22 protein-coding genes are annotated in these 21,391 nt (G+C 53.2%); 9 read left to right on the plus strand and 13 right to left on the minus strand.

The window, feature by feature from the left end; all coding sequences use genetic code 11:
* Positions 1-89: 89 nt before the first annotated feature.
* The 5 genes from chbR to osmE all read right to left on the minus strand — a co-directional run bounded on the left by chbR (position 90) and on the right by osmE (position 3,740).
* Positions 90-932, minus strand: a complete 843-nt coding sequence (gene chbR, locus NNO04_RS09355) for a transcriptional regulator ChbR (RefSeq protein WP_271444416.1) — start codon at positions 930-932, stop codon at positions 90-92.
* Positions 933-943: 11 nt separating this feature from the next.
* Positions 944-1,291 carry a PTS N,N'-diacetylchitobiose transporter subunit IIA gene (chbA, locus tag NNO04_RS09360; RefSeq protein ID WP_203358019.1) on the minus strand — a complete coding sequence of 116 codons (348 nt, stop codon included), beginning with the start codon at positions 1,289-1,291 and terminating at the stop codon, positions 944-946.
* A gap of 49 nt (positions 1,292-1,340) precedes the next feature.
* The gene (chbC, locus tag NNO04_RS09365) at positions 1,341-2,699 is read right to left on the minus strand and encodes a PTS N,N'-diacetylchitobiose transporter subunit IIC (protein ID WP_271444417.1); all 1,359 of its coding nucleotides are present in this window, start codon (positions 2,697-2,699) and stop codon (positions 1,341-1,343) included.
* Between the two features lie 79 nt (positions 2,700-2,778).
* Entirely contained in the window at positions 2,779-3,099 is a 321-nt protein-coding gene (chbB, locus tag NNO04_RS09370; RefSeq protein WP_238339998.1) for a PTS N,N'-diacetylchitobiose transporter subunit IIB, read from the minus strand.
* A gap of 302 nt (positions 3,100-3,401) precedes the next feature.
* Positions 3,402-3,740 (minus strand): osmotically-inducible lipoprotein OsmE, encoded by a 339-nt coding sequence (osmE, locus tag NNO04_RS09375; RefSeq protein ID WP_271444418.1) that lies wholly within the window; start codon positions 3,738-3,740, stop codon positions 3,402-3,404.
* 226 nt (positions 3,741-3,966) lie between these two features.
* Between osmE and nadE the strand changes: the two genes are divergently transcribed.
* Positions 3,967-4,803 (plus strand): ammonia-dependent NAD(+) synthetase, encoded by an 837-nt coding sequence (gene nadE / locus NNO04_RS09380; protein WP_271444419.1) that lies wholly within the window; start codon positions 3,967-3,969, stop codon positions 4,801-4,803.
* 66 nt (positions 4,804-4,869) lie between these two features.
* On the opposite strand, the gene ves is transcribed toward nadE, so the two are convergent.
* From ves to astC, 7 genes are all read right to left on the minus strand, one after another.
* Positions 4,870-5,445 (minus strand): environmental stress-induced protein Ves, encoded by a 576-nt coding sequence (ves, locus tag NNO04_RS09385; protein ID WP_271444420.1) that lies wholly within the window; start codon positions 5,443-5,445, stop codon positions 4,870-4,872.
* 162 nt (positions 5,446-5,607) lie between these two features.
* Positions 5,608-6,093, minus strand: a complete 486-nt coding sequence (gene spy / locus NNO04_RS09390; RefSeq protein ID WP_271444421.1) for an ATP-independent periplasmic protein-refolding chaperone Spy — start codon at positions 6,091-6,093, stop codon at positions 5,608-5,610.
* A gap of 339 nt (positions 6,094-6,432) precedes the next feature.
* The gene (gene astE / locus NNO04_RS09395) at positions 6,433-7,401 is read right to left on the minus strand and encodes a succinylglutamate desuccinylase (RefSeq protein ID WP_271444422.1); all 969 of its coding nucleotides are present in this window, start codon (positions 7,399-7,401) and stop codon (positions 6,433-6,435) included.
* Positions 7,394-8,737 carry an N-succinylarginine dihydrolase gene (gene astB / locus NNO04_RS09400; protein WP_271444423.1) on the minus strand — a complete coding sequence of 448 codons (1,344 nt, stop codon included), beginning with the start codon at positions 8,735-8,737 and terminating at the stop codon, positions 7,394-7,396. Before astB ends, astE begins: the two co-directional genes overlap by 8 nt.
* Entirely contained in the window at positions 8,734-10,212 is a 1,479-nt protein-coding gene (gene astD / locus NNO04_RS09405; protein WP_271444424.1) for a succinylglutamate-semialdehyde dehydrogenase, read from the minus strand. Before astD ends, astB begins: the two co-directional genes overlap by 4 nt.
* On the minus strand, positions 10,209-11,243 hold the full coding sequence (gene astA / locus NNO04_RS09410; RefSeq protein ID WP_271444425.1) for an arginine N-succinyltransferase: 1,035 nt from the start codon (positions 11,241-11,243) through the stop codon (positions 10,209-10,211). The genes astD and astA overlap by 4 nt, the downstream gene beginning before the upstream one ends.
* Entirely contained in the window at positions 11,240-12,460 is a 1,221-nt protein-coding gene (gene astC / locus NNO04_RS09415; RefSeq protein WP_271444426.1) for a succinylornithine/acetylornithine transaminase, read from the minus strand. Before astC ends, astA begins: the two co-directional genes overlap by 4 nt.
* Positions 12,461-12,905: 445 nt before the next feature.
* Between astC and xthA the strand changes: the two genes are divergently transcribed.
* From xthA to NNO04_RS09455, 8 genes are all read left to right on the plus strand, one after another.
* Positions 12,906-13,712, plus strand: a complete 807-nt coding sequence (gene xthA, locus NNO04_RS09420) for an exodeoxyribonuclease III (RefSeq protein WP_271444427.1) — start codon at positions 12,906-12,908, stop codon at positions 13,710-13,712.
* Positions 13,713-13,883: 171 nt separating this feature from the next.
* Positions 13,884-14,606 (plus strand): TVP38/TMEM64 family protein, encoded by a 723-nt coding sequence (locus tag NNO04_RS09425; protein WP_271444464.1) that lies wholly within the window; start codon positions 13,884-13,886, stop codon positions 14,604-14,606.
* A 93-nt stretch (positions 14,607-14,699) separates the two neighbouring features.
* On the plus strand, positions 14,700-15,407 hold the full coding sequence (locus tag NNO04_RS09430) for a TVP38/TMEM64 family protein (protein ID WP_271444428.1): 708 nt from the start codon (positions 14,700-14,702) through the stop codon (positions 15,405-15,407).
* The gene (locus NNO04_RS09435; RefSeq protein WP_271444429.1) at positions 15,407-15,970 is read left to right on the plus strand and encodes a carboxymuconolactone decarboxylase family protein; all 564 of its coding nucleotides are present in this window, start codon (positions 15,407-15,409) and stop codon (positions 15,968-15,970) included. The genes NNO04_RS09430 and NNO04_RS09435 overlap by 1 nt, the downstream gene beginning before the upstream one ends.
* A gap of 15 nt (positions 15,971-15,985) precedes the next feature.
* Positions 15,986-17,152, plus strand: coding sequence for an ABC transporter substrate-binding protein (locus tag NNO04_RS09440; protein ID WP_271444430.1), 1,167 nt, complete (start codon positions 15,986-15,988; stop codon positions 17,150-17,152).
* Entirely contained in the window at positions 17,125-18,660 is a 1,536-nt protein-coding gene (locus tag NNO04_RS09445) for a thiamine ABC transporter permease (RefSeq protein WP_271444431.1), read from the plus strand. Before NNO04_RS09440 ends, NNO04_RS09445 begins: the two co-directional genes overlap by 28 nt.
* On the plus strand, positions 18,660-19,292 hold the full coding sequence (locus NNO04_RS09450) for an ATP-binding cassette domain-containing protein (protein ID WP_271444432.1): 633 nt from the start codon (positions 18,660-18,662) through the stop codon (positions 19,290-19,292). Before NNO04_RS09445 ends, NNO04_RS09450 begins: the two co-directional genes overlap by 1 nt.
* Before the next feature lie 87 nt (positions 19,293-19,379).
* Positions 19,380-20,687 (plus strand): rhodanese-like domain-containing protein, encoded by a 1,308-nt coding sequence (locus NNO04_RS09455; protein ID WP_271444433.1) that lies wholly within the window; start codon positions 19,380-19,382, stop codon positions 20,685-20,687.
* Positions 20,688-20,753: 66 nt separating this feature from the next.
* Here NNO04_RS09455 and NNO04_RS09460 read toward each other — a convergent pair whose 3' ends face one another.
* Positions 20,754-21,377 carry a CDP-alcohol phosphatidyltransferase family protein gene (locus tag NNO04_RS09460; protein ID WP_271444434.1) on the minus strand — a complete coding sequence of 208 codons (624 nt, stop codon included), beginning with the start codon at positions 21,375-21,377 and terminating at the stop codon, positions 20,754-20,756.
* Positions 21,378-21,391: the final 14 nt, after the last annotated feature.

Consider the following 21,391-nt stretch of genomic DNA (forward strand, 5'->3'; position numbering starts at 1 on the left):
ATGCTTCGCCCTAATACGGGACAGTCGCATGGCGTCCCGGCATTATTTTCGGGCAAGCTTTAAAATAATTGAGTCGAACAAATAAATCGTTATTGATTTATTTCAGTCAATCTTTTTCGGTAGCTATTCGGCGTAAATGATGTCAGCTTTTTAAAGGTTTTAATGAACAAGCTTGGGCTACTGTATCCCGCTTCATAAGCGATATCTGTCACCGAATAGTTGGTCATTTCCAGCTGTTTTTTCGCAAAGTTGATACGGATTTCATTAATTATCTGCATCGGCGTTTTGCTGTAATACCGCTGGGTCGCGCGGGTCAGATACTCCTGGGATTTTGCGGACAGGTGTACCATATTTTCCAGCGCGTTTTCGCCAAACCGCGTTTTGTCGTGCATCGCCTCCACGGTGGCTTTAAGCCATTGTGGAATATCGCCAATCACCTGCTCTTCCCGGTGGTGCCGTAACCGATTAATGATATAGAAGGTGACCACTTCTATAAATTCATCCAGTTCGTTATCACGAAAGTTGAGCGACGCAATCACTGTCTCGATATAGGTGAGAAAGGCGCTGTTAGCGCGATACACCTGCGATGCCACAAAGCAGAACGGTAATAAAGGGTGATAATGCTGTTCAAAAAAACGTTTACTGATGCCGACATTCAGAATGCGCGTGGCGCCAAATTCATAAAAACTTTGATGGTGCGATCCCAGAGGGATAAAAACAAAGTCTCCACGCTCCAGCAACACCCGCTTGCCGTTGATCTCCTGGTAATAGCGACCGGTTAATACCAGGGTAAACTCGTAGTAATCATGCTGGTGCAGCCCACTGACACTCTCAGTTTTGTTGTAGATAAACACATGGAAGTTTTTGCCGTTAAAAAGCTGCTGCTCAAAAGCGGTCGCAATTTCCGGTGCGTTAACCTGTAGCTGCATCATATTACCCCTCGCTATTTCAACTTCTCGTGAAGCTCTATCAACTCGGTGACCAGTTCACGCGCCAGCATTGACGTCATCAGGTGGTCCTGAGCATGCACCAGCACCAGACTGACTTTCATTTTACCTTCACCCTGATCGCCTTCAATCAGTTTCGTCTGTACAAGATGCGCTTCATTGAGCGCCATGCGTGACTGCTCCATCATCGCTTTTGCGGCTTCAAAATCACCCTGCTTGGCCTGCTTAAGCGCGGCGTATGCCAGGCTGCGCGCCTGACCCGAATTGATGATAAGCCCCATCACCACTTCTTCAAGTTCTTCCGCTTCTGACTGCGTATCCACAATATTTTCGAGATCGATCATAATCCGTCCTCTGGTTTGTCCCGGCATGGCTGGCCATGCCGGACTCAATTTAGAATTTCAGTGCGTTGGCAATATCTTCTTCGCTTTCTTCTTCATCAATCGCGTTCTGTGCCTTGTTGGCAACTACCACGAACGGCAGATAAATCAGCGTGGCAACGCCTAAGTTGAACAGTGCGACCAGCAGAGCAGCGACACTACCGTTAGTGTTAAAGAATGCCCCTAACCCGGTTGGCATCGTCCACGGCGCGATGTTGGTAATCGGCGGGATAATCCCCATGTAATAGGCCACCAGCGTGATACCGGCCAGAATCGGTTGTACCAGGATGAATGGAATAAACATCACCGGGTTCATGATAATTGGCAAACCAAACAGGATCGGTTCGTTAATCTGGAAGATACCGGAAGGCAGCGCCAGTTTCGCAACCTGACGATAATCCGCACGACGCGATGCCAGGAAGATAGCAATAATCAGACCCAGAGTTGCCCCGCTGCCGCCGAGGAAGATGTAGGAGTCCAGCATGGGTTTTGCCCACACATGGAACGTCTTACCGGCTTCCAGCGCCGCATCTACGGAACCAAACTGTTGGTAGATTGCGATGTTTTCCAGAGCCCAGGGGGTCATGATGCCGCTGTCCAGCGCTGTCAGCGCCAGTGAACCGTGAATACCGAAGAACCACAGCAGCGGAACAAAAAGAACATATGCCCACCCCACCACACTGCCCAGCGACGCCAGCGGTGTAGAAATGGTGTCCATAATAATCTGGTGGAAGTTTGAACCGTAATTCGACAGCGCCCAGGCAATGATCCCCATAATAGAGAGAATAATGAAACCTGGAATTAATGCCGAGAATGAACGTGAAACTGAAGTAGGCACGCTGTCCGGTAATTTAATCACCCAGTTGCGGTGAACAATAAAGGTAAACATTTCGGCCACGACCAGGCCAATAATAATACCGGAGATAATATTGGCGCCGCCTAACCAGTTTGCCCCCACCGCATAGGCTTCACCTACACTGTATGGCGTTACGGTCATAAAGGCTGCGACAGATAACAGTCCTGCGGCCAGTGAATCGACTTTACGCTCTTCTGCCAGCGCCATGCCGATAAAGAATGGCGCCATCAGGGACATAATACCTAGCGTACCGTTATAGACGTTTCCGCCGATGCCTTTCAGACTGTTCAAATTCTCAATCGTCGATGCATCAAGCCGAATGCCTAATGAATAAAAAAACGACCCCTCCCCAAAGCTAAGGAAAACGTTATTGATCAAGACAAACATGGCCCCGGCAAGGGTCAGCGGCATTAAGCGAATAAAGCCGTTTTTGATTGCATTGACGTGTGGCTGCTTTCCTATTTTAACAGCGAAAGGAAGGAGTACCTTTTCAAGTGAAGCAATAGCGTTACTCATAGAAAAATACCCTTAAATACCGCAATAAAATATTGCGGTGAATGTTTATGAAATAACTCTTTGACGGGAAAATTTAAAATTAATGCGCAGCGGCTTTTTTAATTGCTGCAACAGCAGCCTTAAGCACGCCTAAACCATCGACTTTGCCATACAGCAGCGAGTCAATTACTTCTACAGGTTTGCCTGGCAACAAACGTTGAATTTCAGGCAACATATAAGCAATTTGAGGACCTAATAAAACGACATCTGCAACAGGTCCCTTTTCTCCGGCCAGTGTCTCAGGAAATGCTTCAATAACGACCGGAACTTCATATTTCTCAGCCTGGGCACGCATTTTCGATACCAGTAACGATGTCGACATGCCCGCAGAACAAAACAGATAAATGTGTTTCTTTTCCATAAAAACGTTCCTCATGTGCGATTATCTGTCAGCCAGACATTGCGCAAGCCTTAACCTGCATCCATGCCCTGGGTAACTTGCGTAACCGAAATTACTTTTTTAGGTGGCTGAAATGAGTATACGGTATCGAACCTGTGGATGGTATTTCCTTGACCTTTCAAATTGTCTCTCATTGACCTTGCGTTATGACTACCCTCACATTTTAGGCAAATAATTCGCGATAATAAATAAGATTATCATCGCCATAAAAAAACCGGCGCAGTGGCCGGTTCTCTCAGATGCTCAGGCATTAGGCAGGGGGACTACTTACCTGTCTGCGGGTCGGTGTCATACTCTTCACAGGTTTGGTAACCTGAGTTAATGACATGTCCGGTGTCGTCCAGCGCGACAAAATAGCTTTCTATTTTATCATCCCGTTGACCCAGAATGTAAGTCTGGCAACTACCACGAGCATGAGTCATGCTCACTTCGGAATAAGGTTTCCCGGCAACTTGTTCAACCTGCGCCCGGCTCATACCTTTCTTCACATCTTTGACGACAGGCTGTACAAATTGGTCTTTGGTACGATCATACGCCGTACACCCTGCCAGCATCGTCATTACGGCCGCTGCGCTTAGAATTCCTGCCATTTTCTTGTTCATTTTCCGTCCTCTTGTTTATCAGCGTGTTAGATAAGCCTGGAATACATCAAACCATTTTTCAAGCTTACTATTTCTACGATACGTGTTTCGGAAAAATCTCTTTAAACAAAATGTTCTCTTTTTAGGCCGTAAATTGCGCCACTCGCGCCAGTGAGCCTTGTCGTTTACGCAGCAAAGCGTTAGCTTTAACGCATCATGGTTATTTTAATCGTTTCGGAGGGGTTGAATGACTCTGCAGCAAAAGATTATCCAGGCGCTTGGCGCAAAACCGCATATTAATGCCGAAGAAGAAATTCGCCGCAGCGTGGATTTTATCAAATCCTATCTGAGCACCTACCCCTTTTTGAAGTCGCTGGTCCTGGGGATAAGTGGCGGTCAGGACTCAACGTTGACCGGTAAATTATGCCAGATGGCGATAACGGAGTTGCGGGAAGAAACGGGTAATACGAGTCTGCAATTTATTGCCGTGCGTCTGCCTTATGGCGTACAGGCTGATGAACAAGACTGTCAGGATGCTATCACCTTTATTCAACCTGACCGCGTATTGACCGTCAATATCAAAGGCGCGGTGCTGGCCAGCGAACAGGCGTTGCGCGAAGCGGGCATTGAGTTGAGTGATTTTGTGCGTGGCAACGAGAAAGCCCGTGAACGGATGAAAGCACAGTACAGCATCGCCGGAATGACCAGCGGCGTCGTGGTGGGGACCGATCATGCGGCAGAAGCGCTGACCGGGTTCTTTACCAAATACGGTGACGGCGGTACCGATATCAATCCTATTTTCCGACTGAATAAGCGTCAGGGGAAGCAACTGCTTGCCGCCCTGGGCTGTCCGGAGCATTTATATAAGAAAGCGCCTACCGCCGATCTCGAAGACGATCGCCCTTCGCTTCCTGATGAAGCCGCGTTAGGCGTCACCTATGACAATATTGATGATTATCTGGAAGGCAAAACGCTGGCGGCCGAAACGGCAAAAATTATTGAAGGCTGGTATTTAAAGACGGAGCACAAGCGCCGCACACCGATTACCGTCTTTGATGATTTCTGGAAAAAAAGCGAGATCTGACCGTCACGTCAGGCCGGATAGCGCGTCCTCTATTCGGCCTGCCATTGTCTGCTACGCAGTGTGAAATTATTGCACCGACGCTGGCGCATGGCCCGCCAACCAGGTTATTTCGCTAAACAGCAGTTTTCCCTCAGATTTCAACAACCGCAGCGTATGCCGTCCATCATCCCAGCAGGCACCTTGATCGGCCGTCAGTAATTTTTCACCCAACTGCCAGGCCCCACTAATGACAAACACCACGCCACCGCGTGAGCCAAATGTCGTAAAGGAGCGATCGGCGACTCTGACTTTCGCCTGGCAACAATCGCGGCGGGTCATAATATTGAAATCCATCGACATTTTCCCCTCCGTCAGTTTCGCTTTCACCGCATGCTCGCCCGCAAAGGTAAACGGCTGATACTGTTTAAGAGTGTGGGTAAAGGTATTGCCGCCGTCCAGAGTGACCTCTCCCCCTTCCAGCAACGTAATCACGCGCTCCACCCCAGGGAAAAGCGCGAATTCGCCGTTTCCGGCAATGGAAGCAATGCTCGCACGCCAGTGAAAATCACGTGTTGCCGGAGGAAAACAGCAAATTTCTCGCGTTTCACCCGCCCCATTACGCCAGAGGTTTACCGGCATTTTACGGATATCAAAGTATTCCATCGTCACTCCTGAAAGATGCGATGCGCCAAATCATGCACGGTATCGTTATCGGCAGCAGTGAGGATTTACCTTAGTGAGAAATAAAGAAAAACCGCCGACCCTGTCCACCTCGTAAAAACGTGTTGTGGACAGGGCCGGCGGTCTTGAATGTTGACTGCGAGATTACTCGGCAGATGCAGGCATTTTACCTTCCTGCGCCGGACGTTCTGTCAGACGCTTCTCAAAATTAGCATTAAACTGTTTTTTCTGTTCCGGGGTCAGAATGTTGTAGATCTTGTTCTGGGTTTCCATGTGCGCCAGCATGTTCGCCTGGCGTTGCTCTTCCATCTTCGCAATCTGCGCTTGCGCTTTGGCTTTATCAAAGGTGTCGCTGGTAATGATGTCATGCATCGCGCGGCGTTCTTCCAGCGGCGGACGTTTCATCTGGTCACGCTGGCCTTTCATGATTTCGCGAATCTGCTGTTTCTGCGCATCGGTCAGGTTCAGGTCTTTAAACATCATATCGTGATGCGGACCAAATTTACCTTTATGGTGCATCATCGGCATAGAGTCAGCAGTAGCCGCGCTGGAAGTGTCAGCTGCGTGCGCCAGGTTTGCAGCGCCCAGCGCCAGAGTCGAGGCAACAAACAGTGCAGTTAATTTACGCATAATCTTTATCCTTCCTTTCAGTTATTTTTACGGCATTTCTGATAAGGCAGTGCCGTGTTGACGAGATTAACTTTACTGGCTTATTCGTCAATAAGTCAGAGCAACGGTAAAACAATGAAAGTGTAAAAAACAGTTTTTCGCCAATTATGAAGAAAAAAAGAATAAATCGTGGAGAGTTGAAATGAATAATTACAATACACTGATTTTGAAGGGATTATGAAAAACTATACCGCAACAGTGGTGATTAATAAAGCAGTTATCCAGGAATAATCCGTAATCCTGCAAACTGCCGTCTGATGAGTATAATTCCCTCAGGCGAACACCTGAGGGTAAATATCGTTAGCACAGTTTTTCCAGCATCAGTCCGGCGCGTAAACCGCAAGCCACATTGGGATTGGGAAAGAGAACATATTCAGTGTCATGCGTCACGACCACCCTCTCTTCACCATCCTGCGCCAATAACGTCCCTTCCTTAAAGGGCGTAAAGTTCAGCGTCTGGTTATCCATATGCAGGATAAAAGCGTCGCTGCGCCGGGTAATTTGCGACACCACCCGATAGCGTACTGGAGAGAAATCCCCTGCGATGGCGAGATTGCCGGTAAGCAACGACGCTAACGCCTGTGCGGTAGGTGCAAACAACGTAAGATCATTATGACCAAACGGCAGCGCCTTACCGAGCTCCAGCGTGCAGGACAGCGCGCCAAAATGCTCACAGCTAAAATGCGTAAACGTGCCTCCCGGCGCTTGATGGAACACCAGCGCCTCCAGACCCGCCGCGCCCAGCCAACTGAGAAACGTCTCCTCCCAGGGAATGGGACGCGAAGGCAATACCCCAAACCGGACGTGATAAGAGCCGCGAATCGCGGTGTGTAGGTCGAGATGCCAGCGTAGACGTTCACTGCCACCCGCGAAAAAATTCTCCAGACACTGCTCCAGCTCGCGGGTACGTTCCGTTTCTTCACTCTCAGGAAACACTTGCCATCGCCCGCCAAACATTCGGTTCATGTCGCTGTGGCAATACCGTTTCCCCGCCGAGAGCGCCAGCGGATTCCCCAACACCACCAGCAGTCGCCAGCGCAATGTCTGTCGCCCCTGAAAAAGTGCCGAAAGCAGCGCATCCAGCATCTCCACGGGTGCCGTTTCGTTGCCATGAATCCCCGCTGAAATCACCAGAGCACGATCCACCGGCGTTTCTGGCGTGAGTTCCAGTAGCCCATGACCTAACCACCGCCAGTGAAAACCGGGGGCTTCCCCCTCCCTGCTATCCGGTGGTTTTCCCTCCAGTGTCAGCGCCAGAAAGTTATCCATTATTTGCCCCTGATTGCTGGAAAGGATAAACAGAACCCAGATTAAGCAACTGCGTCAGCGCGTCCAGCGCCTCCCGTCCTTCACGCAACAACTGCGGATCGGCGAGATCGGCTGCCGTCAAACGGTCACGGTAGTAGCGATCCACCCACTGATTCAGCGCCGTAAAGAGCGTATCGTTCATCATCACCGACGGATTTACCGCCCGTTGTTCCTCTGGCGTTAATACCACGCGCAGACGTAAACAAGCCGGCCCACCGCCATTTGACATGCTTTCACGTAAATCAAAGACCCGGAGATCGCTTATCGGGTTATCGGCGTCCAGCAGTCCATTCAGGTAACGCCATACCCCCGCATGGTCACGACATTCCTGCGGTAAGATCAGCACCATGCTGCCGTCTTCACGACTTAGCAACTGACTGTTGAACAGATAGGTGGCAACCGCATCTTGTACCGTGACGTCAGACGAAGCGACCTCTATCGGCGTAAAATCAGCCACGCATGAGCGCAGCCGGTTCATTAGCTCGTCCTGCTTCACGAACGCCTGCTGATGGCAAAACAGCACCTGCCGGTTTGACACCGCAATCACATCGTTATGGAAAACGCCACGATCGATTACCTCCGGATTCTGCTGCGCGAAAATAACCTGGCGGGGGTTCACCTGATTCAGCCGCACCACGGCTTCGCTGGCCTCACGTGTTTGCCGTGCCGGATAGCGCGTTGGCCGTAAGGTATTTCCCTCTTCACAACCATAAACAAACAGTTGCACGCCTGCTGCGCCGTAATCGCCCCCCAGTCGGTTATGGTTCGCAGCACCTTCATCGCCCAGCAGCGCAACCTGCGGCAGCGCGTTGTGAACGGCAAAACACTGCTCATCACGAAATATCGCCCGTAGCAAGGATGCGGTGGTCGATGCTTCCAGAGAACGATGGAATTTGTTGTTCAGATTGGCGACCGTGAAATGCACTTTGCCATCCAGCGCATCTGCCGACGGGCATACTGTCGCCGCATTGGCCACCCACATTGGTGAAGCCGAACTGGCGCTGGAGAGCCATTGCGGCGCCTGACGCGCCACTTTTTCAAGCACCTGTTCGTCACTGCCGGTGAACCCTAGCTGGCGAAGAACTGGAATATAAGGGCGCTCATGGGGCGGAATCACCGCCTGCGGGAATCCGGCGTCCGCCAGCGCCTTCATCTTTAATAGCCCCTGCTTCGCCGCCAGCCGTGGATTCGACACCTGAAAACGATGGCGGGTCGACGCCTCATTGCCAAAGGACAGCCCGGCATAATGGTGCGTCAAACCGACCAGTCCATCGAAATTGACTTCATGCGCTTTCATACCGGCTCCTCATGAGAAAAATCGAGTCCGGGGCTGAGCGACGCGGGTAAGGTTAATGCCGGAGATTCGAGGCTCGCCATCGGCCAGGCGCAATAATCCGCCGCGTACCATGCGCTCGCCCGGTGGTTGCCCGATGCGCCAACACCGCCAAACGGTGCCGTACTGGCGGCCCCCGTCAACGGCTTATTCCAGTTGACGATCCCGGCCCGCGCCTCGAGCAACAGTTGCTCAAACTGTTCACGATCCGGCGATACCAGACCGCACGACAATCCAAAGCGGGTGTTATTCGCCAGTCGAATCGCCTCGTCAAAATCGTCATAGCGCCAGACCCCAAGCAGCGGGCCAAACACTTCTTCATCTGGCACGTTCGCCACGCCGGTCATCTCAATAATCCCTGGTGAAATCAGCGATGCGCCCTCTTTCAGCACGCGCGGTGCCAGTAGCGTAGTTCCGCCCAGAGACTCAAGTTTTTGCCATGCTTCATGCACGTGGCGTGCCGCCTCGCTTGAGATCAATCCCCCCATAAAGGGCTGGGGTTCGTCGTCCCAGCCCCCTGGCGTCAGCCGTTGGCTGACCTCCACCAGACGCGCCAGGAACGCATCGCCCAGCGCCCCTTTTTTGACCAACAGGCGACGCGCGCAGGTACAACGCTGGCCAGCGGTGACAAACGCCGACTGAATGGTCAGATGCACGGCAGCATCGATATCCAAAGGTTCCTCAACAATCAGCGGATTGTTGCCACCCATCTCCAGCGCGAGGATTTTTTCCGGCTGCCCGGACAACTGGCGGTGCAACTGATAACCGGTGTTCGCGCTGCCGGTGAAAAGTAGCCCATCAATATCGTCCAGCGCGCTCAGCGCCTGCCCGGTTTCGCGCCCGCCCTGCAGCATATTCAGCACTCCCGGCGGTAATCCGGCCTGTTCCCACAGTTTCATCACGGCTTCGCCGGTCCACGGCGTTAACTCGCTGGGTTTAAAAATCAGCGTATTCCCCGCCAGCAGCGCCGGAACAATATGGCCGTTCGGTAAATGTCCTGGAAAGTTGTACGGGCCAAACACCGCCAGAACGCCGTGCGGACGATGACGCAACGTTGCCGCGCCATCCGGCAGTTCACTGTGCTGTTCGCCGGTGCGGGTGTGGTAAGCCTTCACTGAAATGGCAATTTTGTTGATCATTGCCGTCACTTCCGTCACCGCCTCCCAGCGGGGCTTGCCGGTTTCGCGGGCAATAATGGTCGTGAGCTGTGCTTTATTGCTCTCCAGTAACGCCGCAAATTTCTCCACCACCGCCTGTCGCTCATTGAACGCACGTTTCGCCCAGCCGGGGAACGCCGCCCGCGCCGCGCGATTCGCCTGTAAAACCTGGGTCGCGTCCGCATCATTGCCCTGCCAGAGAATGTCTCCGGTCACCGGGTTGGTTTTAATGCGCTGCTCTCCCTGACCGGTTATCCAGTCGCCGTTAATCCATAGCGTCATACCGTTTTCTCCTCAGCGCACAGGCGCACCAGCCGAACCTTATCTCCCGCGTGGCATTTCAACGCATCTAATTGCGCTGCGGTCAGCACCAGACGCTGGGTGTCCGGGTCGGTGCGTATTAATGTGGCGCGAAAATGGTGGTAGTTTTCATTGGCGACCAGGCAAGCAGGAAACTCCCCCTGCGCAGGCTGTCCTTCAACAACCTCCACCAGTCGGCTTTTACGGATCGCCCGTACGCGATCAATATCGCATTCCAGCGTCGGGCCACCGTCAAAAATATCGATATAGTTCCGGTAGCGGAAACCTTCTTTCTCAAGTACTGCGCGGGCGGGCGCGGTCTGCGGATGTACTTCGCCTATCACCGCCTGCGCCTCTTCAGAGAGAAAGTGGGTATAAATAGGATGCTTGGGCATCAGTTCGGCAATAAACGCTTTCTGCCCTGTCCCACACAGAAAATCGGCGCGGCTAAACTCCATCGAGAAAAAGCGTTTCCCAAGGCTTTGCCAGAACGGGGAATAACCGTGCTCGTCGATCACGCCGCGCATTTCGGCCACCACTTTCTCGTTGAACTTGTCGCGAAAGGCCGCCATGAACATAAATCGCGACTTCGAGAGCAGATACCCGTTCCCCTCTTTGCGCCAGTCCGGGTCGAGAAACAGCGTACACAGTTCGCTACTGCCGGTATGGTCATTGCTGAGAAAAAGCGTCGGCAATGCGTTGTAAACATTCAACTCTTTCGACGCGTGTACCAGCGTCCCAACCCGATAGTTATACCAGGGGTCGTTCAGCCCCACCGCCACTTCAATGGCGCAAATTCCCGCCACCGCGCCGGTTTCACTCTCTTCCAGCACAAACACGTAGCCCTGCTCGCTTTTTGGCAATTCTCCCTGCCAGGTCTTTAATGCGCGATCGATTCGCGCAATCAGCGTCTCCTCATTCGCCGGTAACGAGGTCAACCCGCCGCCGGTTTTCGCGGCAAGCTGCATCAGCGCGGTAATGTCCGCTTGTTCGACGGGACGGATCACCATCATGATGAACCCCCTGCTTTAATACGTTCACAGGCCAGGGCGAAACGAACCAACCCGGTAGACACTTCTTCTTCGCTGACGTTAAGCGCAGGGGCGAAACGCACCACGTTGCCACCCGCAATCAACACCATGACACCCGCGTTTGCCGCTTCCTGTGAGATCTGTTTGGCTTTTCCAGCATATTCGGCCGTCAGCACACAGCCGATCAGCAAGCCCAGACCCCGGATTTCACTGAACAACCCAAAACGGGCGTTAATGGTATTCAGCCGTTCAACAAACCAGTTGTGACGCTGTTTGACGCCATTGAGCATCTCAGGGGTATTGACGATCTCCAGTAATTTTCCAGCCACCGCCGACGCCAGCGGATTACCGCCGTAAGTCGTGCCGTGTGTGCCCACCGTCATCACGCTGGCACACTGTTTTGTGGTCAACAGCGCGCCAATGGGGAAACCACCGCCCAGCGCTTTCGCGGTGGTCAGCAGATCCGGCGTCACGCCGTAATGCATATAGGCATAGAGTTCACCCGTACGCCCCACGCCGGTTTGCACTTCATCAAAAATCAGCAATGCATTGTGCCGATTGCACAGCTCGCGAAGCCCCTGCAAAAATGCTTTCGTCGCAGGCAGCACACCGCCCTCACCCTGCATCGGCTCCACAATCACCGCGCAGGTGGTGTCGTCGATCAGTTCACTGGCCGAATTGAGGTCGTTATACACGGCGTGACGAATATCCGGCGGCAACGGTGCAAAATCCTGCGAGTAGGCTGGCTGTCCGCCTGCGCTGACAGTAAACAGCGTCCGCCCGTGAAACGCATTCTTGAACGCGACGATGCCGCTTTTATGGCTGCTAAAATGGTCATGGGCGTACTTGCGCGCCAGTTTTAACGCCGCTTCATTCGCTTCTGCGCCTGAGTTACAGAAGAAGACACGTTCAGCAAACGTGGCATCAATCAACTGCTTTGCCAGTCTCAGTACGGGTTCATTGGTGTAGCCATTCCCGGTATGCCAGAATTTTGCCGCCTGTTCATTCAATGCCTCACGCAATGCCGGATGCGCATGACCCAGCGCGTTAACGGCGATCCCCCCTGCGAAGTCGATATACTCTTTACCCTGCTGATCCCACAAGCGCGAGCCCTCCCCACGAACCGGAATAAAAGGTGCGGGTGCGTATACGGGCATCATCCATTCTTCAAAGTTTTCACGCGTAACTGACAGAGACATAGCGACCTCTTCGGGTAAATTAAAAGTTACTTATATGTTAATAAATATGAGTGTTTGCGCTGTAAATGTAGATTGCAGAGTTCGTGCCAGCCAGTGCTAAAAATGCATAAACGGGAGATGAGAACGGAAAATCAAACGGTTAGAACCCAGACATATTCACTTTAATTGCATAAAAAGTGAATATATTTGCGTATCCGGCGGCATGGAGAGGAAAAAGCGCAATATTATTCAGTTGCCAAATATAATTCTGGAATTGTGATCGTATACGAAATTTCTCGTAAATAACGGCCTCATTCTGATGCAAGCCGCCCTAAAACAGTGCAGTTTTTGCGCCATTGTTAATACCATTCACACTCATCGCCGTAATCTCACGACAAGTGGCAGTCAGTCAGCCTAATTTCTGCTAACATCCTTGCACTATTCATCTTACAAAGTGGCAGCAACTATGAAATTTGTCTCTTTTAATATCAACGGCCTGCGAGCCCGCCCCCATCAACTGGCAGCCATTGTCGAAAAACACCAACCGGATGTTATTGGCTTACAGGAGACAAAAGTTCACGACGACATGTTCCCTCTCGAAGAGGTGGCAAAGCTGGGCTACAACGTTTTCTATCATGGGCAAAAGGGCCATTATGGCGTCGCGCTGCTGACCAAAGAGACGCCGATTTCCGTGCGCCGTGGCTTCCCACAAGACGACGAAGAAGCGCAACGCCGCATCATCATGGCGGAAATCCCTTCGCCACTGGGAAATATCACTGTCATTAACGGCTATTTCCCGCAAGGCGAAAGCCGCGACCACCCGTTGAAATTCCCGGCAAAAGCACAGTTTTACCAGAACTTGCAAAACTATCTGGAAACGGAGTTAGCACCAGAGAATCCGGTGCTGATCATGGGCGATATGAATATCAGCCCGTCCGATCTGGACATTGGTATTGGTGAAGAGAACCGCAAACGCTGGTTGCGTACCGGTAAGTGTTCCTTCCTGCCGGAAGAGCGTGAATGGATGGCTAGGCTGTTGAACTGGGGTCTGGTTGACACCTTCCGCCATGCCAATCCAGAAACTCTCGACAAATTCTCGTGGTTTGATTACCGCTCGAAAGGATTTGACGATAACCGTGGCCTGCGTATAGACCTTTTGCTGGCGAGCAATCCGCTGGCTGAACGTTGCGTGGAAACGGGCATTGACTATGAAATCCGTAGCATGGAAAAACCCTCCGACCATGCGCCAATCTGGGCCACCTTTCGCGGCTAAAGCGTGCTGACGTCCTCGCGGCACCCCAGGCGAGGACGGGATAATATTGAGTAAAATCAACAAAACGGCAGTAAGAATTTGTGACTTACTGCCGTTTATTATACTGTCGCCCTCGTTTTTATTTCCCGACAAACTCTCTATTATCAAGTCTTGATATAGGAAATCCCTGTGATGAAAGCCGAGTGTAAATTAGCGATCGCCTGTCTGTTAATTGGCGCGGTGGTTTACGCGATTTACTCCTCCGGATTCTTTGATGTCGTCGTTAATTTCTCTCATCTGCAAGAAATCGTTCGTCAATGCGGTGTGCTCGGTTACACCCTGTATATCCTGTTATTTATTATTGCCACACTCTGTCTGATGCCTGGCAGTGTACTGGTCATTGTTGGCGGTGTAGTATTTGGCCCCGTTTGGGGAACCCTACTTTCCCTGCTGGCGGCAACCCTGGCCTCATCATTGTCTTTTCTGCTTGCCCGCTGGTTGGGCAGAGATCTGCTGCTAAAATACGTCGGCCATACGCCAGTATTTCAGGCCATTGAGAAAGGGATTAGCCGCAACGGTACTGATTTCTTAATCCTGACGCGTTTGATTCCGTTATTTCCCTATAACATTCAAAATTATGCTTACGGTTTGACGTCTATTGCATTCTGGCCTTTTACGGTTATTTCCGCCATCACCACCTTACCCGGACTGTTAATCTATACCTTAATGGCCAGTGAACTCAGCCACGAAGGGATCTCCACGCTATTTATGGTGAAACTCTGTCTGGCAGGTCTGGCGTTATTTAGTTTAATTCAGCTGGCCAAAATATATGCCCGACATAAACAGGTTGATCTGCATGCTTGCGATACTCCGGATAGCTCACCAAACTGGTCATCAAATCATACAGAAGGATAGAGCGATGCAAGAACCTGGAACAGCCTGGAAAAAAGAATTAACGGCAAGAGGGCTTATGGCAGTCGCTGAACTCAACGGTGGTGTTCAAACAGGATGATGCACAATAAACCGCGTATTCTTTGGTTTTACCGCGCCGGAGTCATCCTTCTGGCGATCGCCGCGCTGTGTGCATGGGCGCTGATTCCTGGCGTTCATGCGTTTATTAACCACAGTATTGCGGCCTTTACCGCCCTGGACCAACAGGGCATTGAACGGTTTATTCAATCGTACGGCGCGCAGGCGGCGGTGGTTTCGTTCATTTTGATGATCTTGCAGGCCATTGCCGCCCCGTTGCCAGCGTTTCTCATCACCTTTGCCAATGCCTCGCTGTTCGGTGCCTTCTGGGGCGGTCTGCTCTCCTGGACAAGCGCGATGGCAGGCGCCGCCCTCTGTTTTTTCATCGCCAGAGTGATGGGCCGCAGTGTTGTCGAGAAATTAACCGGCAAAGCCGTACTGGAAAGCATGGACGGTTTTTTTGCGCGTTACGGCAAACATACTATTCTGATTTGTCGTCTGCTGCCTTTTGTCCCTTTCGATCCGATAAGTTACGCCGCCGGTCTGACATCGATCCGTTTTCGTCATTTTTTTATCGCAACAGGTTTGGGTCAGCTACCGGCAACCATTGTCTATTCGTGGGCAGGAAGCCTGTTAACCGGCGGGACATTCTGGTTGGTGAGCGGACTGTTTATTCTGTTCGCACTGACGGTGGTTATCTTTGCCGCCCGTAAATTCTATAGCGAACGTCAAAAGAGGAGTTCCTGATGGGGTTGCCGCCGCTGAACAAAATCCCGTTGATTTTACGTCCTCAGGCGTGGCTGCACCGCCGCCATTACGGCGAAGTGCTCAGTCCAATTCGCTGGTGGGGGCGTATTCCCTTCATCTTTTATCTGGTTTCCATGTTTGTGGGGTATCTGGAGCGTAAACGCTCGCCGCTTGATCCCGTGTTACGCGCCTTAGTCAGCGCCCGCATCGCGCAAATGTGCCTGTGCGAATTTTGTGTTGATATCACCAACATGAAAATCGCAGAACGCACAGGCAGTACAGACAAACTGTTGGCCGTCAGTGACTGGCGGCAAAGTCCACTGTTTAGTGAGTCGGAGCGTCTGGCGCTGGAGTATGCTGAAGCCGCCAGCATGACCCCTCCGACTGTTGATGACGCACTGCGCAGCACGTTGGCCGCCCACTTTGACGCACAGGCGCTAACGGAACTGACGGCGCTTATCGGCTTACAAAATTTATCGGCGCGTTTTAACTCGTCAATGGACATTCCCGCCCAGGGCCTGTGTCGCCTCCCGGGTGGAACGTCATCAGACGCGCAATCCTAATCATCAGGAGAAAATATGCGCCATTGTGTATGGCTATTGGGGATCTTGTCGCTCTTTTCCCAGACCACGTATGCCCTCGACTGGCAACAGATCAAAGATGAGGCGAAAGGACAGACCGTCTGGTTCAATGCCTGGGGCGGCGATAATGCCGTCAATCAGTATCTCGACTGGGTGAGCGGCGAAATGCAAACCCACTACGCGATAAACCTCAAAATTGTCCGTCTCGCCGATGCCGCCGATGCCGTCAAACGTATCCAGACGGAGTCTGCCGCCGGACGCAAAACCGGCGGCTCGGTGGATTTGTTGTGGGTGAATGGCGAAAACTTCCGTACCCTGAAAGAGGCGGGACTGCTGCAAACCGGATGGGCGCAAGCGCTGCCGAACTGGCGATTCGTCGATACACAACAACCGGTGAACGAGGACTTCGCCATTCCCACTGACGGCGCAGAATCGCCCTGGGGCGGCGCACAACTGACCTTCATTGCAAACAAAACGATCACGCCCGAACCACCCCAGACCCCACAGGCGTTGCTGGAATTTGCCAAAACGCATCCTGGAACCGTGACTTATCCGCGTCCACCGGATTTTACCGGTACCGCCTTTCTGGAACAGTTACTGCTCACGCTGACAACCCAGCCTGATGCCCTGAAAATCGCCCCCGATAACGCCACGTTTGCCGATGTTACAGCACCACTCTGGCACTATCTCGATGCGCTGCATCCCTGGTTGTGGCGTAAAGGTACCGATTTTCCGCCTTCTCCTGCACGTCTGGATGCGTTACTTAATGCCGGAGTACTGCGCATCTCTATGACCTTTAATCCTGCCCATGCGCAGCAAAAAATCGCCAGCGGCGAACTCCCCGCCGCCAGTTACAGTTTTGGTTTTTCTCAGGGCATGGTAGGCAACGTACATTTCGTCACGATCCCGGCGAATACCCGCGCCAGCGCAGGTGCGAAGGTGGTCGCTAATTTTCTGCTCTCCCCTGAAGCGCAGTTACGCAAAGCCGATCCCGCAATCTGGGGCGACCCTTCGGTGCTGGATCCGAAAAAGCTCCCGGATGCGCAACGTAACGTCCTGCAGTCGCGAGTCCCGGAAGGATTACCCGCCGTACTGCCCGAACCCCATGCCGCATGGGTAAACGCGCTGGAACAAGAATGGCTACGTCGTTACGGTACGCGTTAATTTCGTTGCTCTGGTGTGCTATGGCGGCGATCTACTCGCCGCTGGTGCCAGGCGCATTCGCGCTCATCATTCCCGCGTTGTCCGTCAGGCACTGGCTGGCGCTGTTTGCCGATCCACAGCTGGCACAGGCGCTGCTGGCGACGCTGACCTCGGTGACCATTGCCACGGTTGGCGCGCTGGCGATGGCTCTGACGGTGATTGTCGCCCTCTGGCCGGGTGCGAAATGGCTGCGTTTGTGCTCGCGTCTACCGTGGCTGCTGGCTATTCCGCATGTGGCCTTTGCCACCAGCGCGTTGCTGTTGTTTGCGGAAGGCGGGTGGCTGTACCGGACATTGCCTTTTTTCTCGCCGTTATTGGATCGCTATGGTATCGGGCTTGGCGTGACTCTGGCGGTGAAGGAGAGCGCCTTTATTCTGTGGATCCTCGCGGCACTGCTCAGCGAAAAACAGCTTTCTCAGCAGGTTATCGTACTGGATACGCTCGGTTACAGCCGTCTGCAGTGTCTGAACTTACTGCTGTTGCCTTCTGTGGCGCCCGCATTGGGTGCGGTGATGCTGGCGGTTGTCGCCTGGTCCCTCTCGGTTGTTGACGTGGCGATCATTCTCGGGCCAGGTAATCCACCTACGCTGGCGGTGTTAAGCTGGCAATGGTTAAGTCAGGGAGACAGCGAACAACAGATCAAAGGCGCGCTGGCCAGTTTGCTGCTGGTGGGACTGCTCGTTGTCTTTGCGCTGACAGGGTATCTACTGTGGCGTTGCTGGCAACGCACTCTCCCCGCAATCAGCGGCGTACGTCGTCGCCGTTCATCGACGCGACCGGGCCGCACGCTTTCGGTTCTGCTGCCGTTAACTGGCGTACTGTGCGCCCTGCTGCTGGCGCTTATCGCTCACCCTGCGTCAGTCAACCTTGAGGCGTTAATCAACAGTCTGTACCTAGGCCTGGCTGCCAGTACCCTCGGACTCATCATGATTTTGTTATGGCTGGAATGGGGCCCAACACGTGGTCATTGCTGGCTCTGGTTGCCGATTGTTCTACCGGCGCTACCGTTGGTGAACGGGCAATACGCCTTCGCGCTGCGACTTGAACTGGACGGCCAGTACGCTACCGTTATCTGGGGACATCTGCTGTGGGTGATTCCGTGGATGCTGTTTGCGTTACGTCCGGCCTGGCAACGCATCGACCCACGCCTGATACTGGTGGCGCAAACGCTGGGCTGGACAAAAGGTAAGATATTCTGCTGTGTAAAATGTCCGTTGATTGTACGTCCGGCGCTGCTGGCTTTTTCAGTCGGATTCTCCGTCAGTATCGCCCAATATATGCCAGGACTTTGGCTGGGCGCAGGTCGCTATCCAACGCTCACCACCGAAGCGGTCGCGCTCAGTAGCGGCGGCAACAACGCGATTCTGGCGGCGCAGGCGTTGTGGCAGTTGTTGCTGCCCCTGCTGGTTTTCGCGCTGACCGCGCTCATTTCAAGGTGGATTGGCTCTTCACGACAAGGACTCCGCTAATGCTCGCTGTTCGTCATCTCTCTTTGCATGTAGGACCGGTGCCTCTGCTTAAACAGATCAATTTCACTGTTGATAAAGGTGACATTGTCACTTTAATGGGGCCATCAGGCTGTGGTAAATCGACCCTGCTCTCCTGGATGGTGGGTGCCATGTCAGCGCATTTTCAGGCGTCTGGCGAACTGTGGCTGGATACACGTCGTATTGATGGTTTACCCACCGCAGAGCGACAAATCGGTATCTTGTTTCAGGATGCCTTGTTGTTTGATCATTTCAGCGTCGGGCAAAACCTGCTGCTGGCCATCCCCGTCAGTGTGAAAGGTTCGGCGCGGCGAGATGCCGTTCAGCACGCCCTTGAACGTGCCGGGCTGGAGGGGTTTTATCACCGCGACCCGGCAACGTTGTCCGGCGGACAGCGGGCGCGCGTGGCCCTGCTACGTGCGCTGCTGGCGCAGCCTCAGGCGCTCTTGCTGGATGAGCCGTTCAGCCGCCTGGATACGGAACTTCGCGATGCCTTTCGCCAGTGGGTATTTGCGCAAGTACGCCAGCAGGGTATTCCCGTGGTGCAGGTCAGCCATGATGTGCAGGATATTCCCCCGGACGGTGTGGTGTTACAAATGGCTGACTGGGCGTGAATTTACGCACAAACTGCGTTAACGCAAAGTTTTTGCCTCACGGCAGGCAGAGAATAGCGCCCTCTTATTTCAATGTCGGGCTATTCGATGAAACGTGTTTCTCAAATGACCGCGCTGGCACTGGCTTTAGGGCTCGCTTGCGCTTCTTCGCAGGCTGCTGAAATGTCGCAGGCGCTCACCCTTCACCAGTTGCAACAAAAACAGGGCGCTGCCATTGATACGCGTCAAAGCGCTTTCTACAACGGCTGGCCACAGTCGCTCAACGGCCCCTCAGGGCATGAACCCTCCGCACTGAATCTCTCCGCGAGCTGGCTCGATAAAATGAACGATGAGCAGCTCACCGCCTGGCTCAAGACGCATCAATTAACAGCCGATACCCCGGTAGCGCTTTACGGTAATGAGACCGAGATCCAGGCCGTTAAATCGCGTTTGCAAAAAGCCGGTTTACAGCAAATTTCCACCCTCAGCGACGCATTACAACAGCCCTCCCGCCTGCAACGACTGCCGCATTTTGAACAACTGGTCTACCCGCAATGGCTGCACGATCTTCAGCAAAACAAGTCCGTTACAGCCAAACCGGCCGGAGACTGGAAAGTCCTCGAAGCGGGTTGGGGAGCGCCGAAGTTCTACCTGATGAGCCATATTCCTGGCGCCGGTTATATCGATACCAATGAAGTAGAAAGCGAACCGCTGTGGAACAAAGTGTCCGATGCAGAGCTTAAAGCGATGCTGGCGAAGCATGGCATCCGCCACGATACGACGGTGGTTCTGTATGGTCGCGACGTCTACGCCGCAGCGCGTGTCGCGCAGATCATGCTCTATGCCGGTGTGAAAGATGTTCGCCTGCTTGATGGCGGCTGGCAAAGCTGGTCCGATTCCGGGCTGCCAGTTGAACGCGGCACGCCGCCAAAAGTGAAAGCGGAACCTGATTTTGGCGTCGCCATTCCGGCGCACCCGCAGCTGATGTTGAATATGGAACAGGCGCGCGCCCTCCTGCATCGCCAGGATGCTTCACTGGTCAGCATTCGTTCCTGGCCTGAATTTATTGGTACCACCAGCGGGTACAATTACATCAAACCGAAAGGCGAAATTGCCGGTGCCCGTTGGGGCCATGCCGGCAGCGACTCTACGCACATGGAAGACTTCCACAACCCGGATGGCACCATGCGTAGCGCAGACGATATCGCCGCCATGTGGAAGCAGTGGAACATCCTGCCGGATCAGCAGGTTTCCTTCTACTGTGGCACCGGCTGGCGCGCCTCAGAAACGTTTATCTATGCCCGCGCAATGGGCTGGAAAAACGTCTCCGTCTATGACGGCGGCTGGTACGAGTGGAGCAGCGATCCGAAAAACCCGGTTGCCAGCGGAGAACGAGGTCCGGACAGCAGCCACTAATTCGTAAATGCCTGATGGCGCTGCGTCGTGTTGCCGGATAAGCGTAGCGCCATCCGGCAACACGTCTTATCCGGCACGCTGAAGCGATTTCAGCGTCAGGTAGCCACTGCAAATCCGCGTAAAGGTCGTCATCCAGCACAACACGCCGAATATCCACGCAAACCACGAAAAATACGCCGGGAATAAGCAACTCAACACAAACAGCAGGATCGTCTCCGTCCCTTCCGTCAATCCTCCCAGATAGTAAAACGATTTGTGCGCATAGCCGGGATTATCAATCTGATGTTTCGCCGCCAGCGCGGCAAAGGCCAAAAAGCTGCTGCCGGTGCCGATAAACGCAAACAGCAGCCAGCCGCCGGCAAGGGCATTTTGCTCCGGCGCGGCGAGAATAAAACCAAACGGAACCAGCGCGTAAAAGAGAAAATCGAGAGAGATATCGAGAAATCCCCCCGCATCCGTCAGCCCCCGGCGTCTGGCCAATGCGCCGTCCAGACCATCCAGAAATCGGTTCAACACAATAGCGACCAGCGCGGCCTGATACCAACCTAAAGCCAGAAACGGCAAGGCGAGGACACCGATAGCAAAACCGAGCAGCGTCAGTCCGTCCGGTGTAATCGCTGGTTTATCCAGCAAACTGGCGCACCGATGCAGGAGGGGTTTCATTCCAGGGTGAAGATAGCGATCAAGCACACGTGCTCCCGTAA

The sequence above is a fragment of the Citrobacter sp. Awk 4 genome (genome assembly GCF_028069725.1).
Lineage (GTDB): Bacteria > Pseudomonadota > Gammaproteobacteria > Enterobacterales > Enterobacteriaceae > Citrobacter_D.